This is a genomic window from Curtobacterium sp. ABR8, assembly GCF_057812125.1.
On the sequence record NZ_CM173818.1, the window covers coordinates 3,482,849 to 3,497,605 of the forward strand.

The 14,757-nt window shown below is 70.1% G+C and carries 15 protein-coding genes; 6 read left to right on the forward strand and 9 right to left on the reverse strand.

The window, feature by feature from the left end; translation table 11 throughout:
• Positions 1-17 precede the first annotated feature (17 nt).
• From ACXKZB_RS16600 to ACXKZB_RS16615, 4 genes are all read left to right on the forward strand, one after another.
• Positions 18-887 (forward strand): fumarylacetoacetate hydrolase family protein, encoded by an 870-nt coding sequence (locus ACXKZB_RS16600; RefSeq protein ID WP_488823889.1) that lies wholly within the window; start codon positions 18-20, stop codon positions 885-887.
• A complete protein-coding gene (locus tag ACXKZB_RS16605) occupies positions 887-1,672 on the forward strand; it encodes an SDR family NAD(P)-dependent oxidoreductase (RefSeq protein WP_488823890.1) in 786 nt (261 codons plus the stop codon). The genes ACXKZB_RS16600 and ACXKZB_RS16605 overlap by 1 nt, the downstream gene beginning before the upstream one ends.
• Before the next feature lie 87 nt (positions 1,673-1,759).
• Positions 1,760-2,437: a FadR/GntR family transcriptional regulator gene (locus ACXKZB_RS16610; RefSeq protein ID WP_111086323.1), complete on the forward strand. Its 678-nt coding sequence runs from the start codon at positions 1,760-1,762 to the stop codon at positions 2,435-2,437.
• A gap of 96 nt (positions 2,438-2,533) precedes the next feature.
• Positions 2,534-2,812, forward strand: coding sequence for a GlsB/YeaQ/YmgE family stress response membrane protein (locus tag ACXKZB_RS16615; protein ID WP_488823891.1), 279 nt, complete (start codon positions 2,534-2,536; stop codon positions 2,810-2,812).
• Positions 2,813-2,902: 90 nt separating this feature from the next.
• Here the strand turns inward: ACXKZB_RS16615 and ACXKZB_RS16620 are convergent, their stop codons facing one another.
• The 9 genes from ACXKZB_RS16620 to ACXKZB_RS16660 form a co-directional block, all read right to left on the reverse strand.
• Positions 2,903-3,859 (reverse strand): aldo/keto reductase, encoded by a 957-nt coding sequence (locus ACXKZB_RS16620; RefSeq protein WP_488823892.1) that lies wholly within the window; start codon positions 3,857-3,859, stop codon positions 2,903-2,905.
• Positions 3,856-4,182 carry an L-rhamnose mutarotase gene (locus ACXKZB_RS16625; protein WP_488823893.1) on the reverse strand — a complete coding sequence of 109 codons (327 nt, stop codon included), beginning with the start codon at positions 4,180-4,182 and terminating at the stop codon, positions 3,856-3,858. The genes ACXKZB_RS16620 and ACXKZB_RS16625 overlap by 4 nt, the downstream gene beginning before the upstream one ends.
• Positions 4,182-5,507: an alpha-L-fucosidase gene (locus ACXKZB_RS16630; protein ID WP_488823894.1), complete on the reverse strand. Its 1,326-nt coding sequence runs from the start codon at positions 5,505-5,507 to the stop codon at positions 4,182-4,184. Before ACXKZB_RS16630 ends, ACXKZB_RS16625 begins: the two co-directional genes overlap by 1 nt.
• Before the next feature lie 38 nt (positions 5,508-5,545).
• Positions 5,546-6,436: a carbohydrate ABC transporter permease gene (locus ACXKZB_RS16635; RefSeq protein ID WP_123312067.1), complete on the reverse strand. Its 891-nt coding sequence runs from the start codon at positions 6,434-6,436 to the stop codon at positions 5,546-5,548.
• A complete protein-coding gene (locus ACXKZB_RS16640) occupies positions 6,429-7,403 on the reverse strand; it encodes a carbohydrate ABC transporter permease (RefSeq protein ID WP_123312065.1) in 975 nt (324 codons plus the stop codon). The genes ACXKZB_RS16635 and ACXKZB_RS16640 overlap by 8 nt, the downstream gene beginning before the upstream one ends.
• A gap of 107 nt (positions 7,404-7,510) precedes the next feature.
• Positions 7,511-8,749, reverse strand: coding sequence for an ABC transporter substrate-binding protein (locus ACXKZB_RS16645; RefSeq protein WP_488823895.1), 1,239 nt, complete (start codon positions 8,747-8,749; stop codon positions 7,511-7,513).
• Positions 8,750-8,816: 67 nt separating this feature from the next.
• Entirely contained in the window at positions 8,817-10,154 is a 1,338-nt protein-coding gene (locus ACXKZB_RS16650) for an enolase C-terminal domain-like protein (RefSeq protein ID WP_488823896.1), read from the reverse strand.
• Positions 10,155-10,358: 204 nt separating this feature from the next.
• On the reverse strand, positions 10,359-10,943 hold the full coding sequence (locus ACXKZB_RS16655; RefSeq protein ID WP_488823897.1) for a TetR/AcrR family transcriptional regulator: 585 nt from the start codon (positions 10,941-10,943) through the stop codon (positions 10,359-10,361).
• Between the two features lie 62 nt (positions 10,944-11,005).
• A complete protein-coding gene (locus ACXKZB_RS16660) occupies positions 11,006-13,060 on the reverse strand; it encodes an MDR family MFS transporter (protein ID WP_488823898.1) in 2,055 nt (684 codons plus the stop codon).
• Positions 13,061-13,248: 188 nt separating this feature from the next.
• Between ACXKZB_RS16660 and ACXKZB_RS16665 the strand changes: the two genes are divergently transcribed.
• Positions 13,249-14,208, forward strand: coding sequence for an aminoglycoside phosphotransferase family protein (locus tag ACXKZB_RS16665; RefSeq protein ID WP_488823899.1), 960 nt, complete (start codon positions 13,249-13,251; stop codon positions 14,206-14,208).
• A gap of 71 nt (positions 14,209-14,279) precedes the next feature.
• Complete coding sequence (locus ACXKZB_RS16670; protein ID WP_488823900.1) at positions 14,280-14,726, forward strand: hypothetical protein; 447 nt, start codon at positions 14,280-14,282, stop codon at positions 14,724-14,726.
• Positions 14,727-14,757 lie beyond the last annotated feature (31 nt).

A 14,757-nucleotide genomic window follows, 5' to 3' on the forward strand; every position in this document is an offset into this window, starting at 1 on the left:
CCGGAGAGCGAGGAACGATGCAGTTCGCACGACTCGGCCCGGCGGGGAGCGAGATCCCCGTGGCCATCGACACCGACGGCGAGGTCTTCGACCTCCGCTCCATCACCAGTGACGTCAACGGGGCCTTCCTGGCCTCGGACCCGGTCGGCCGCGTCGACCACGCACGCAGCGCCGGCGACCTGACGAGCATCGACCGAGACCGGGTCGACGGCATGCGGCGCGGTGCACCGATCGCCCGGCCCGGCAAGGTCGTCTGCATCGGCCTGAACTACCGCGACCACGCTGCCGAGACCGGCGCCGACATCCCCACGGAACCGATCGTGTTCATGAAGGACCCGATGACGGTGATCGGCCCCGACGACGAGGTCCTGATCCCCAGGAACAGCACGAAGACCGACTGGGAGATCGAGCTCGCGATCGTCATCGGCCGCACCGCCCGGTACTGCGAGTCCGATGCAGCGGCCGAGGCGTCGATCGCCGGCTACGCCATCGCGAACGACGTGTCCGAGCGCGAGTTCCAGCTGGAACGCGGCGGGCAGTGGGACAAGGGGAAGTCCTGCGAGACCTTCAACCCGCTCGGCCCGTGGCTGGTGACGCCCGGGTCGCTCGAGGCCGCCGGCCTCGACCCCGCGGCACTCGCGCTCCGGCTGACCGTCAACGGCGAGGTCCGGCAGGACGGCACCACCGCCGACATGATCTTCCGGCCCGTCGAGATCGTCCGGTACCTGTCGCAGTTCATGGTGCTGTACCCCGGCGACGTCATCAGCACGGGCACCCCGGCGGGCGTCGCACTGGCCGGTCACGCGCCCTACCTGCAGCCCGGCGACGTCGTCGAGCTCACCGCCGACGGGCTCGGCTCGCAGCGCCAGACGGTCGGGGCAGCCTGATGGCAGACCCAACCGGCAGCACCGGCAGCACCGGCACCGCCGGCAGCCACGACGGCGTCCGGGCGATCGTCACCGGGGGCGCGTCCGGCATCGGCGCCGCGATCGCCGTCGCGCTGCGGGACCGCGGCGCGGCGGTCGCCGTCCTCGACCTCCAGCCGTCCACCGCCGAGGGGTTCGTCTCCGTCACGTGCGACGTCGGCGACGACGCCTCCGTCCGCACCGCCGTCGCCACCGCCGTCGAGCAGCTCGGCGGCCTCGACGTCCTGGTGAACAACGCCGGCATCGGTGCGCAGGGCACGGTCGAGGACAACCCCGACGACGAGTGGCGCCGCGTGTACGAGGTCAACGTCCTCGGTGCCGTCCGGCTGTCGCGGGCCGCGCTCCCCCACCTGCGGGCGTCGGGCAACGCGAGCATCGTGAACACCTGCTCCATCGCCGCGACCGCGGGGCTGCCCCAGCGGGCGCTCTACTCGGCGACGAAGGGCGCGATCGCCGCCCTGACCCGCGCCATGGCAGCCGACCACATCCGCGAGGGCATCCGCGTCAACGCCGTGAACCCGGGGACCGCCGACACCCCATGGGTGGCGCGGTTGCTGTCGACGGCAGGTGACCCGGCCGCGGAGCGTGCTGCCCTCGAGGCCCGGCAGCCGCACGGTCGGCTCGTGCAGGCGGAGGAGGTCGCCGAGGCGGTCGCGTACCTGACGAGCCCGCTCGCCCGGTCGACGACGGGCGTCGACCTGGCCGTCGACGGCGGGATGCAGGCCCTCCGGCTGCGGCCCGCCTGATGGTCGGGCCGTGACGACCGGGAGGCCCGGCTATCGTCGACCTGTCGGCTCGCGTCCGCGAGCGGGCCGGGATCAGGAGGTGGTGACGTGGCGTCGCTGACCGACGATGCGATCGCACGCATCCAGCAGATGATCGTGAGCGGTGAGCTCCAACCCGGGCAGCGCCTCCCGCCCGAGAAGGAACTGAGCGAGTCGCTCGGCCTGTCCCGGAACAGCCTGCGCGAAGCGGTGAAGGCCCTCGAACTCATCCGCGTGCTCGACGTCCGACGCGGCGACGGCACCTACGTGACGTCGCTCGAACCGGGTGTGCTGCTCGAGGCCGTGTCGTTCGTCGTCGACATGCACCACGACCGGTCCCTCGTCGACCTGCTCGAGGTCCGACGCATCCTCGAGCCCGCGTCCGCCGTCCTGGCGACGGCGCGGGCCTCGGAGCAGCAGATCGACGAGCTCGCGACCCTGATGCAGTCCGTCGGCGAGGACACCGGCGTCGAGGACCTGGTGGCCCACGACCTGCTGTTCCACTCGACCATCGCGGGCATCGGCGGCAACCAGTACCTGTCCGGGCTGCTCGACGCCCTGTCGAGCAAGACCGTGCGGGTGCGGGTCTGGCGCGGGCTGACGCAGAACGGCTCCGTGCAGCGCACCCTCGACGAGCACGCCGCGATCGTGGACGCCATCCGACGGCGCGATCCGCAGCTCGTGCAGGCCCTGGTGGTGTCGCACGTCGAGGGTGTCGAGCGCTGGTTGCGACGCTCCCTCGACTGAAACCGAGAGCGCGTGCAGGTGGGTGGGTGTTGCGTTGGTCGTCGGCCCTGACTCCGGCAACCATGCCGCGGCAACCGCACCCACGAGGAGGAAACCGTGCTCGGTCTCATCATCAGCTTGATCATCGTCGGACTCATCGCCGGCGCCATCGCCCGGCTCGTCGTCCCCGGCAAGCAGAACATCTCGATCCCCATGACCATCCTGCTGGGCATCATCGGCTCGTTCGTGGGCGGGTTCCTCGGCTTCCTGATCTTCCAGCACGACCCGATGGACGGCTTCTTCCAGCCCGCCGGCATCATCGGCTCGATCATCGGCGCCATCATCGTGCTGATCATCTACGTCCGCTTCTCGGGCCGCGGCGCCAAGACCCGCTAGGCAGGTCGCACCGGCACGACCCGCCGCACGACCGAAGTCACCCCGAACCGCGCATCCGTGCGGTTCGGGGTGACTTTCGTCGTGCGGGGATCAGACGCTGAGCAGGCCCGCGGCGCGCAGGTCCTCCCACAGGGACTCCGGGACGACGGCGGCGGCCCGCTCCACGTTCGAGCGCACCTGCTCCGCGGACTGAGCGCCGAGCGCGATCGCGGCGACCGCAGCCGCTCGGCGCGGGAACGCCAGCGCGGCCTCGGGCAACGTGACCCCGTGCCGCTCGCACACGTCGGCGATGGCGTTCGCCCGCGCGACGAGCTCGGCCGGAGCAGCCGCGTAGTCGTACGTCGCCGTGGCGTCCGGCCGGTCCCGCCCGAGCAGGCCCGAGTTGTAGACCCCGACCGCGACGACCGCGACACCGAGCGAGGCGCACCGGGCGACGAGCTCCGCCGCGGGTTGTTCCAGGAGCGTGTACCGCCCCGCGAGCATGATGACGTCGCACAGCCCGGTGGACACCGCGGCGTCGAGGGCATCGACCGAGTTCGACCCGACACCGACGGCCCGGACGACACCCTCGTCCCGCAGCTCGGCGAGCGTCGGCAGTGCCTGTGTCAGGCCGTCCTCGAGCGAGTAGACGTCGGGGTCGTGCAGGTACGCGACGTCGACGTGGTCGAGTCCGAGGCGTCCGAGCGACTCGTCCAACGACCGCCGCACGCCCGACGGCGACGGATCCCACTGCCGCACGGTGTCGTTCGGCACCGCGAACCCGCCGGACGCCAGGTCGTCCCCGTCGCCGCGACCGGGCACGAGCAGCCGCCCGACCTTCGTCGACACCAGGAACGAGTCACGCGGGCGGTCGGCGAGCGCCGCCCCGAGCCGTCGTTCGGACAGCCCGAGGCCGTAGTGCGGTGCGGTGTCGAACCCGCGCACGCCGGCGTCCCACGCGGCGTCGACCGTGGCGCGGGCGTCGTCGTCGGACACCGCGCGCAACAGGTTGCCGATGCCGGCGCCGCCGAACCAGAACGGTCCCCGGTCGAGGTCGAGCTCCGTCATGCGTCCACCTGGCCGGCGAGCGACCAGACCCGCGGGATCCCGTCGTCGTTCCCCGAGTAGTCGTCGTCCGCCTCGAGCAGCGGGTTGATCGTCTCCTGCCACGCAGCGTTGACCGGGTCGTCGGCGAGCGCCCGACGCATCGCGCGGTAGTCCTCGACCTCGATCAGGTGGACCAGGTCCAGCCCGTCGCGCCACACCGTCCAGTCGTGCACGCCGGCCTCGCGCAGCCGGGCCGCGAGCGCGGGCGGGACCGAGGCGTGCACGGCGTCGTACGCGGTCTCGTTCCCCGCCCGCAGTCGGGTCCTCGACAGGATGCGCTGCATCAGTCGCGCAGGAACAGTTCGACCACCGGCACGGCGACGTCCGGCCGCACGATCGGCAGCGTGAGCGTCAGTGTCCCGTCCGGCTGCCCGCCGAGCCCGGTGTTCTGCGCGCGGGTCCCCGGCGGGATCTCGCGGAAGTGCAGCTCCGACGCGTCGTTCAACAGCTGCGCGTACGCCACCTTGCCGGCCAGGTCGGGCAGGTGCACGTGCTCGAACGGCCACGCGAACAGGTGCAGGTACAGGCGGTTGCCGTTCTGCGTGTACACGGTGTTGCGCGGCGCGACGAAGGACGACGGCCCGGCGCCGTAGACGGACCGGGCGTGCTGGTGCATCCACGTGCCGATGCCGTCGAGGGTCTGGCGGGAGACCCCGTCGAACTCGCCCCGGCCGGTGGGGCCGATGTTGAGCAGCATGTTCCCGTTGTTCGAGACGCCGTCGACGAGCATGCGGACGAGCAGGTCGACCGGCTTGAGGTTCACGTTGTCGCGGTCGTAGCCCCACGAACCGTTGAGTGTCTGGCAGGCCTCCCACGGCACCGGAGCACCGTCGACCTCCATCGGCTTGTCCGGCTGGTACTGCTCCGGGGTGACCAGGTCGCCGGGGATGTCGAGCCGGTCGTTCACGATGATGCCGGGCTGCAGGCGCTTCGTCAGGGCCATGAGCTCCTCGGAGCCCCAGTCGTCCCGACCCTTGCCGCCCCAGATGTCCTCGTGGTCGTTGTCCCGGTACGAGAAGTCGTAGAACAGGTAGTCGACCTGCCCGTAGTCGGTGAGCAGCTCCTCGACCTGACCGTGCAGGTACTCCCGGTAGCGCGACATGTCGCGGCCCCGGTCGAACGCCTCGATCTCCTCGGGCGAGTCGTCGCGCCGGGGGTGCACGCCGTCCACGGTGAAGTCGGGGTGGTGCCAGTCGATGAGCGAGTGGTAGAAACCGACCCGCAGCCCCTCGGCCCGGACGGCGTCGACGAACTCGCGCACGATGTCGCGGCCGAAGGGGGTGTTCGTGGACTTGTAGTCGGTGAGCTTGCTGTCCCAGAGGCAGAAGCCCTCGTGGTGCTTCGTGGTGAGCACGACGTACTTCATGCCGGCCTCGCGAGCACGGCGGGCCCAGTCGGCGGCGTCGAACAGGTCGGGGTCGAAGTGGTCGAAGTACTTCTGGTAGTCGGCGTCGGTGATCCGTTCGCGGTTCTTCACCCACTCGTGCCGTGCCGGCAGGGCGTAGAGCCCCCAGTGGATGAACATGCCGAACCGGTCGTGGGTGAACCACGCGGGGAACTCGGCGGCGTCGGTCGCGGTCTGCGGCTCTGCAGGTGCGGTGATGGTCATGAGGCCAGTGTTCCTTTCAGAGGGGGGGGGGAGGGGTGTCACCGGCCGCCGAGGCCGCTGGTGACGATGCCCTTGACGAGGTGCTTCTGCAGCAGGACGAGCAGGATCACGGTGGGCAGCATCGAGATCACCGACGCCGCCATCACGAGGTTCCACTCGGAGCCCTGCTGCCCGAAGAACTGCTGCAGGCCGAGCGGGATGGTGCCCCGGGCCTCGACGTCGTTGACGATGACGAGCGGCCAGAGGAACGAGTTCCAGTACGAGATGAACGAGAACACCGCGAGGACGGCCATCGTCGGCCGGGCGAGCGGGAGCATCACCGAGAAGAAGGTCCGGATGGCACCGGCGCCGTCGACCCGGGCGGCGTCGTCGAGTTCCTGCGGCACGGTCAGGAAGAACTGCCGCACCAGGAACGCGCCGAGGGCCGTGAACGCCCACGGGATGATGAGCGCCTGGAACGTGTCGACCCAGCCGAAGCCCTGCATCATCACGTACATCGGGATGACGAGGACGTCCTGCGGGATCATCAGCGTCGCGAGGAACAGGACGAAGACCGTGTTCCGTCCGCGCCACCGCAGCCGTGAGAACGCGTACCCGGACAGCACCGCGACGGCGACGTTGATCGCGGTGCCGGCAGCGGCGACGAAGATCCCGTTGAGGATGAAGCGGGCGAAGGGCAGGTACGTGAACGCCTGCGCGTAGTTGCCCCACTCGATCGATGAACCCCACAGGGTCGGCGGCGTCGTGAACACGTCCGCCGAGGGCTTCAGGCTCGTCGCCACCATGTAGATGAGCGGCGAGACGAACAGCAGGGCCACCAGGCAGAGCAGCACGTAGCCGACGGCGTGCCGCACCCGGCCGGACTGGCGGTGCGTGCGGGGCAGCGCCCGCGGGTTGATCGTCCGGTTGGACGAGGTCAGTTCAGTCATAGTGCACCCACCGCTTCTGTCCGAGGAACTGGATGGCCGTGATGCCGAGGATGATGACGAACAGCACCCAGGCGCCGGCCGATGCCAGTCCGAGCTGCTGCGTCTGGAACCCCGTGTTGTAGATGTACTGCACGAGGGTCTCGGTCGAGGTGCCCGGTCCGCCCTTCGTCAGCACGAACGGTTGGACGAACACCTGGAACGACGTGATCAGGGTCATCATCGTGGCGAAGAAGATGGACGGCGAGATGAGCGGGAACTTGATCCGCCAGAACATCTGCCAGGCGTTGGCACCGTCGAGCTGTGCCGCTTCGAGTTGGTTCTCGGGCACCGAGTCGAGTGCCGCCGAGAAGATCAGCATGTTGTAGCCGAAGCCCTGCCAGACGCTCATCGCGACGACGGCGAGCATGGCCCAGTTGTCGTCGGCGAGGAAGTTCGGTGCGTTCACGCCGACGGTCGACTGCAGGGTCGCGTCGATGGCGCCACCGGGCTGGTAGAGCATCCGCCAGACGACGACGTTCGCGACGATCGGCGTGATGGTCGGGATGAAGAACAGCACCCGGAACACGTGGCGGTGCCGGATCTTCGGTGTCAACCACGCGGCGAGGCCGAGCGAGACCACGAGGTTGAGCGGCACGTAGAGCACGACGAACAGCACCGTGTTGAGCGTGACCGTCCGGAAGATCGGGTCCGAGAAGAGCTGCGTGTAGTTCGACAGCCCGGCCCACGACCGTTCGCCGAGCATCGGCCAGTTCATGAAGCTCACGACGAGCGACGCGAGGATCGGGAACGCCGTGAACACGACGAGTCCGATCGAGTGCGGTGCGGCGAAGGCGGCGCCCCACCACGAGCGGCGGCCGAGTTCGGCGTCGGCGCCGCCGGTCTTCCGGCGGGGTGTGCCGCCGGTCGCGACCGCGACCGGCGGAGCGGCGACCGCCGCTTCGGCGGGTGGGTCCTGGATGGTGGTCATGCGACGACCTCCTCGTCGTTCGCGCGGTCCTGCACTTCGGATGGGGCGGACGGGAGGCGCGGGGCGGGCTCGACCCGCGCCTCCCGTCCGTCAGGGGGTGACGCCCGTCACTGCGAGCCGAGCTGGCTCGCGATGGACGACATCGTCTCCTTGCCGGAGGTCTGTCCGTTCACCGCCTGCAGCGCGTACTGCGCGAAGAGCTGGTTCAGCTGGTCGCTCTGCTTGTTGCCCGGCAGGGGCGTGGCGTCGTCGAGTCCGGTCTTCAGCGCGTCCTCGACCCCGTCGATGCCGGCGTTGTCGTACCAGGCCTGCTGCGCCGCGGTGCGTGCCGGGAAGGCGCGGCCCTGCTCGGCGAGCGAGGTGAGCGTGGCCTCGTTCGTCATCGTGCTGATGGCCTTGAACGCCTGCTCGGGGTACTTGCACTGCTTCGAGATGCCGAAGCCCGACCCGGCCGCGAACGAGCTGGGCCCGTCCGTGCCGGAGGGGATCGTGGTGATGCCGAGGTCGAACTTCACCTTGGCCTTCTGGCTGATGATCGACCACGGGCCGTCGCTGTACATCGCGACGTCGCCGGACACGAACGCGTTGTCGTCGGTGGAGCCGTCGGTGCTGGCCTGGGTGGCGTAGCCGTCCTTGACCAGGCCGCCGATCCAGTCGAGCCCCTCGGCGAACTCCGGGTTCGACGCGTCGAGCGTGCCGTCGGCGTCGATCACGCGGCCGCCGTTGTAGCCGAGGATCATCGACTCGAGCGGGATGTCCTCGACGCTCGTGCCCCAGATCGGGGTGCCGGCCGCCTTGAGGTCCTTCGCGGCGGCCTCGAACTCGTCGACCGTCCAGCCGGGCTTCGGCTCGGCGACGCCGGCCTTCTCGAAGATGTCCTTGTTGTAGAACATGACCATGGGGCCGGTGTCGTAGGGCAGACCGTAGAGCTTGCCGTCGACCTTCATGCCGTCGAGCCCGGTCTGGTCGTACTCGCTCAGGTCGAGGTTCGCCTTCTCCGCCATGTCGTCGATCGGCACGAGGACGTCCGTGTAGTTCGCAGCACGGAGCGACTGGATGCTCACGATGCACGGCGCGGTGCCGGTCGAGAGCTGCGTGCGGAGCTTCGTCCAGTAGTCGTTGAAGGGTGAGCCCTGGATCGTGACGTCGACCTCGTCGTCGGTCTTGACGGTGTCCGCGACCTTCTGCCAGGCGGCCTTGTCCTCCTTCCCGGCGATCCACATGGCCCAGGTCAGGGCGTCCTCGGACTGGCCGTCGCTGGCGGTGCTGCCGGACGAGCAGCCGGTGAGCACGAGGGCGGCAGCTGCTGCTGCCGCGAGCCCCGCGGTGAGTCGTCGTCGTTGCATCGGTGTCTCCACTTCGTCGTGGTGATGGGGTGTGTGGGGTGGGTTGCTGGCTCGCTTGCGTGCCGTCTCAGGCGACGCGGACCGCGTCGGGGACCGTCTCGGTGTCGACCACGGCCCAGGCCGGGCCGTCCGGGAAGGCGTGGGCGTCGAGGGAGTCGGCGAGCATCTCGGTGCCGGCTCCGGGGACGGTCGGCGGCCAGTAGCGACCGTCGTGGACGTCCACCGGGGTCACGAAGTGCTCGTGCAGGTGGTCGACGAACTCGATGCAGCGGGTGTCGAGGTCGCCGGTCAGCGCGACGGCGTCGAACATCGACAGGTGCTGCACCGCCTCGCACAGGCCGACCCCGCCGGCGTGCGGGCAGACCCGGACGCCGTGCTTCGCGGCGAGGAGCAGGATCGCGAGGTTCTCGTTGACCCCGGCGACGCGGGTCGCGTCGATCTGCAGCACCGACATCGATCCCGCCTGGATGAGCTGCTTCGCGATCACCCGGTTGGCCATGTGCTCACCGGTCGCGACGGGGATCGGGGCGATGCGCCGGGCGATCTCGGCGTGCGCGAGGATGTCGTCGGGGCTCGTCGGCTCCTCGACCCAGGCGATGTCGAAGGGGCGGAGCCGCTCGATCCAGGTGACGGCTTCGTCGACGTCCCACCGCTGGTTGGCGTCGATCGCGATGCGGATGTCGGGGCCGACCGTGGCGCGGGCGATGCCCATCCGGCGGACGTCCTCGTCGACGTCGCCGCCGACCTTGAGCTTGATCTGCTCGAAGCCCTCGTCGACGGCCTCGCGGCAGAGCCGGGCGAGCTTCTCGTCGTCGTAGCCGAGCCAGCCCGGGGTGGTCGTGTACGCCTGGTAGCCCTGCGTTTCGAGCCGAGCCCGACGGGTCGCACGGTGCGGCTCGGCGGCACGGAACAGCTCGAGCGCCTCGGCGGGGGTGATGGCGTCGGTGAGGTACCGGAAGTCGACCAGGTCGACGAGCTCCTCGGGGCTCAGGTCGGCGAGCAGGGCCCAGAGGGGCCGTCCGGCGCGCTTCGCCCGGAGGTCCCAGAGTGCGTTCACGACGGCGCCGATGGCCATGTGCATGACGCCCTTCTCCGGGCCGAGCCACCGCAGTTGCGAGTCGTGGACCATCGCGCGCCAGGTGCCGCCCATGTCCGCCAGGACCGCCTCGGTGTCGACACCGACGACGTGGCCGCGCAGGGCGGCGATCGCGGCTTCCTGCACCTCGTTGCCGCGGCCGATGGTGAAGACGAAGCCGGTGCCGACGAGGCCGTCCAGGGCGTCGGTCGTGATCTCGACGTAGGCGGCCGAGTAGTCGGGTGCGGGGTTCATGGCGTCGGATCCGTCGTGCTCCCGAGAGGTCGGGAAGCGGATGTCGCGCACGTGCAGACCGGTGATGCGGCTCATTCGTGTCTCCTGCCGTCCGGTCTCCGTCGACCGAACGAGGCAATCAAAACATCGGATGTCTCCAGCGTCAAGAGAACTCTTCGTCACGTTCTGGTCTCGAACAGCGCGAAGTGGTCGGATGGCTGCGCGGCTTGCGACCGGACCACGGACGGGAGGCGCGGTGCGGGTCGGACCCGTACCGCGCCTCCAGGCCGTGGTCGCGTGTCAGGCGGTGGCGAGCCGGCCCATCTCCGCCACCACGCCGCGGAGGCGGTCCGCCAGCTCGTCGCGCGAGCCGTCGGCGAAGCGGTGCGCCGACTCGATGAGCGCCGCCATCACGAGCGTCACCGCGGTCCGCGCGGAGTCGACGTCGGTGCGCTCCGCGGCGACCTCGAACACGGCGAGCCGGGCCCGCGCCATCCACTGCAGCATCGCGGGCACCATCTCCGGGCGCTCCTGCACGAGTTCCTTCACGCGGCGGCGGTCCGCGGGCAGCGTCACCGTCCGGGCGACGAGGTCGCACAGGTCCGACACGAGCGGGCCCTCGGCGGTCAGGAACGCCTGCCGAGCAGCCTCGGGGACCGAACCGTCGGGGAGCCCGAGTGCCGCGTCACCCTTCGACGGGAAGTAGTTGGAGAAGGTGCGGGGCGAGACCCCCGCGTCGGCGCAGATCTCCTCGACCGTGACACCGGCCAGGCCGCGGTCGATGACCAGCGCCAGCGCAGCCTGGTGGATCGCGTGCCGGGTCTGTTGCTTCTTGCGCTCCCGCAGGCCGCTGTCACCCGCCGGGTGGGATTCGATCGTGCTCACTGCTGCCCCTCGTGCGGGTCCGGGGCCTCCCGTCTGGCGACGGGAGGCCCCGGTGGCCGCTCCTACGCGCGGTCCCGCTGGACGGGGATCGAACCGGTGACGGGCGCCGTGGGCGACCCCATCGTGTCGGCCGCCTTCACGGCCTGCACCTCGAGGTCGTCAGCGGTCCCGGCCTGGTCGGCCTGCTCCTGCAGGGCCGAGCTCTTGCGGAGCGGCGGTGCCTTGAAGAACCAGCTGAGGACGAACGCGAGCAGGATCACGGCGAAGCCGACCCAGTAGACCGTGACGGCCGACGCGTTGAAGCCGGTCATGACCGGCTTGGTCAGGGCCGGGGTCGCGCCGTTGAGGTAGGACGTGTCGCTCGTCTCGCTGCTCGAGCTGCTGCCGTCACCGGCCCCCTCGTCGATCTGCTTCGACAGCTCGGGAGCGAGCTCATCGACCCAGTACGAGCGCTGCGCGGCGTCCGACCAGTCGACCACGAGCTTGCCGTCCTGCACGCTGGCGTGCGCCTTGTCGGCTGCGGCGGTCAGGGCCTGCTGCTGCACGGCCTCCGGGGCTCCGGCCGTGGCCGTGGTCACCTGCGCCGTGGCCTGGTCGAGGCCCGACTGCACCTGCGACTTCACCGGGGTGACGATCGGGTTCCAGATCTGCTCCATGACGCCCGCGTTCGCCTTCGCCGTGGCGACGGTCGGGTTCAGGGCGGCATCGAGCGCACCCGACAGGTTCTTCTGGTCCGCGGTGGCGTGCAGGATGTTCGCCGGCATGATCGAGAACAGGACGCTCAGCAGGACCGCCGTACCGAGCGTTCCACCGATCTGGCGGAAGAACGTGGCGGACGACGTCGCCACACCCATGTCACGCGGCTGCACGGAGTTCTGCGAGGCCAGGGTGATGCTCTGCATGAGCTGTCCGAGGCCGAGGCCGATCAGGAACATGCCGATCATCAGGAACCAGAGCGGCTTGTCGATCGTCATGAACGTCAGGACGACGTAGCCGACCGAGACCAGGGCCGTGCCGATCACCGGGAAGATCCGGTAGCGACCGGTGCGGGCGACGATCTGCCCGGAGGCGATCGAGGCGATCATCAGACCGCCGATCATCGGCAGGGTCGCGAAGCCGGACTCGGTGGGCGTCAGGCCGGTCACGATCTGCAGGTACAGCGGGATCGTCAGCATGGCGCCGAACATCGCGAAGCCGACCAGGAAGCCGAGGATCGTGGCCATCGAGAAGGTGCCCGAGCGGAACAGCTTGAGCGGGATGATCGCGTCGTCCTTCATGAGGGTCTCGATCACCAGGAAGGCGACGAGTCCGAGCGCGCCGATCACGTAGCAGGCGATGGCGCCGGCCGAACCCCAACCCCAGGTGCGGCCCTGTTCGGCCACGAGCAGGAGCGGGACGAGGGTCGCGATGACCGAGGTGGCACCCCACCAGTCGATGCGCGGCTTCGCCTTGGCGTCGCCGAACTTCGGCAGGTGCAGGAAGGCGATGACCATCAGGAGCGCCGCGACGCCGATCGGCACGTTGATCAGGAAGACCCAGCGCCAGCCGGTCACGCCGAGGATCGTGCTCGCGCCGGCGAACAGACCACCGATGAGTGGGCCGATGACGGACGAGATGCCGAACACGGCGAGGAAGTACCCCTGGTACTTGGCACGCTCACGCGGGGCGAGGATGTCCCCCATGATCGCGAGCGGCAGCGACATCAGCGCACCGGCACCGATGCCCTGGAAGGCGCGGAACGCGGCGAGCATGATCATCGAGGTCGACATCGTCGAGAGCAGCGAGCCGAGGATGAAGACCGCGATGCCGAAGATGTAAAGGGGCCGGCGGCCGAAGACGTCGGAGAGCTTGCCGTAGATCGGCGTCGTGATGGTCGACGCGATCAGGTAGGCGGTCGTGACCCAGGCCTGCTGGTCGAGGCCGTGCAGGTCGTCGCCGATGGTGCGGATCGCGGTGCCGACGATCGTCTGGTCGAGCGACGACAGGAACATGCCGGCCATGAGGCCGTAGATGACGAGCAGGATCTGACGGTGCGACATGATCGGCTTGCCCGGCGTGCTGGCCGGGGAGTCGTGTCGTCCGCGCGACACCTCGACGGGTGCGGTGGCAGTAGACATGGGGGTCCTTCAGGGGTACGTGGTGGTCGTCGTGCGGGCAAGGGACGCCGGAGCGTGTGTGGCGGGCCGTCGAACGGCGGGTCAACCTTGCAGACGCTGCAACTTTACATCACGAGCACGTTTGCCGCCAACGCAAACTTGCCATCCGTGCACGTTGGTGAACGGCTTCTCAGGTAGCGTCGTCGGGCATGGGGCGAACTGCGTGGACGGACGTGCCGGCGATCCTGCGCGAACGGGTCGAGCAGACCCTCGGCGGAACGGTGACCACCGCCGAGTCCCAGGCGGCCGGGTGGTCGCCGGGGAGTGCCGACCGCGTGGTCACGGCGACGGGGCGACGGGCGTTCGTCAAGACGGTCTCGCGATCGCGGAACGCCGACGCCTTCGACCTGCACCGCCGGGAAGCCCGTGTGGTGGCGCAGCTGCCGTCGACGGTGCAGGCGCCGCGCTTGCTGGACGCCTTCGACGCCACCGTCGACGGCGACGAATGGGTCGTCTTGGTCCTCGACGACATCGAGGGCAAGCACCCCGGGGCAGCACTCGACGGCAGGGACACCGCGGCGGTGCTCGACGCGCTGGACACCCTGCCGCCGGCGACCGGGGATCTCCGTGCCCTCCCCCGGATCGCCGACGACCTGCGCCACGAGTTCAGCGCCTGGGACCGGATGCTCGGCGACCCGACCCTGGCCGACCGGGTGGTCGAGGTCGTGCCGGCACACGTCCTCACCGCCGGACCCGCGATCGCCCGAGCCGCCGACCGAGCAGCGACACTCGTCGACGGTGAACACCTCGTGCACGCCGACTGCCGTGCCGACAACCTGCTCGTCGACGGTTCCGGGGTCGTCTGGGTCGTGGACTGGCCGTGGGCGAGCATCGGCGCGCACTGGCTCGACCCGCTGACCTACCTGGTCGACACCCTCGTCCGCGGCGAGGACAGCGACGTCGAGCACCACCTCGCCACCCACCCGGTGTTCGCCGGCCTGCCCGCCGCGACGGTCGACGCCGTCCTCGCTGGTCTCGCCGCACTGTTCTTCGAGCACGCGCTGCCGCCGGCACCGCCGAACATGCCGACCATCCGCGACTTCCAACGACGCGAGGGGGTCGCCGCGGCGGAGTGGTTGCTCCGCCGGTGGGACGCGGCACCGCGCTGACGACGGGCAACAGGCGTCGGGTACCCCGACTGTCCAGCAAGCGCGGCACCCCGGAGCGTACGGTCCCCCGCATGACTGATGAGCACCGCACTCCGCGTCCCGAAGACGACGCAGCGCGCCTCGGTCTCGTCGTCGTCGGAGAAGCAGCAGCGCTGCGCTCCGGTGACGAGGCGGCACTGGACGCGAGCGAACAGAACATCCGCGACACCATCGACGAGATGATCGACGAACCCCTCACCCCACGCCAGGAGCAGGTGGTCGAGCGGCTGGCGTCGGCCGGCGGGACCCTGACGGCGGGGCTCAGTGGCGCGCTCGCTGCGCAGACCGGGCGCAGCGTCGACGACGTCCTCGAGGGCGCGGCCCGCAGCGTCGTCTGGCAACAGCGGCTCGCCGACCAGCGCGATGCCGCCGCCGCTGAGGACCCGCGCGACACCGATCGGCGCAGCGGCGGCCAGCGCGAGGACGCCGGTGGACAGCAGCGCGAGCGCCGCGAACAGAACGGGCGCGACGAGGACTGATCCTCGCCACGCCCGCTCCGGGTAACGCTGA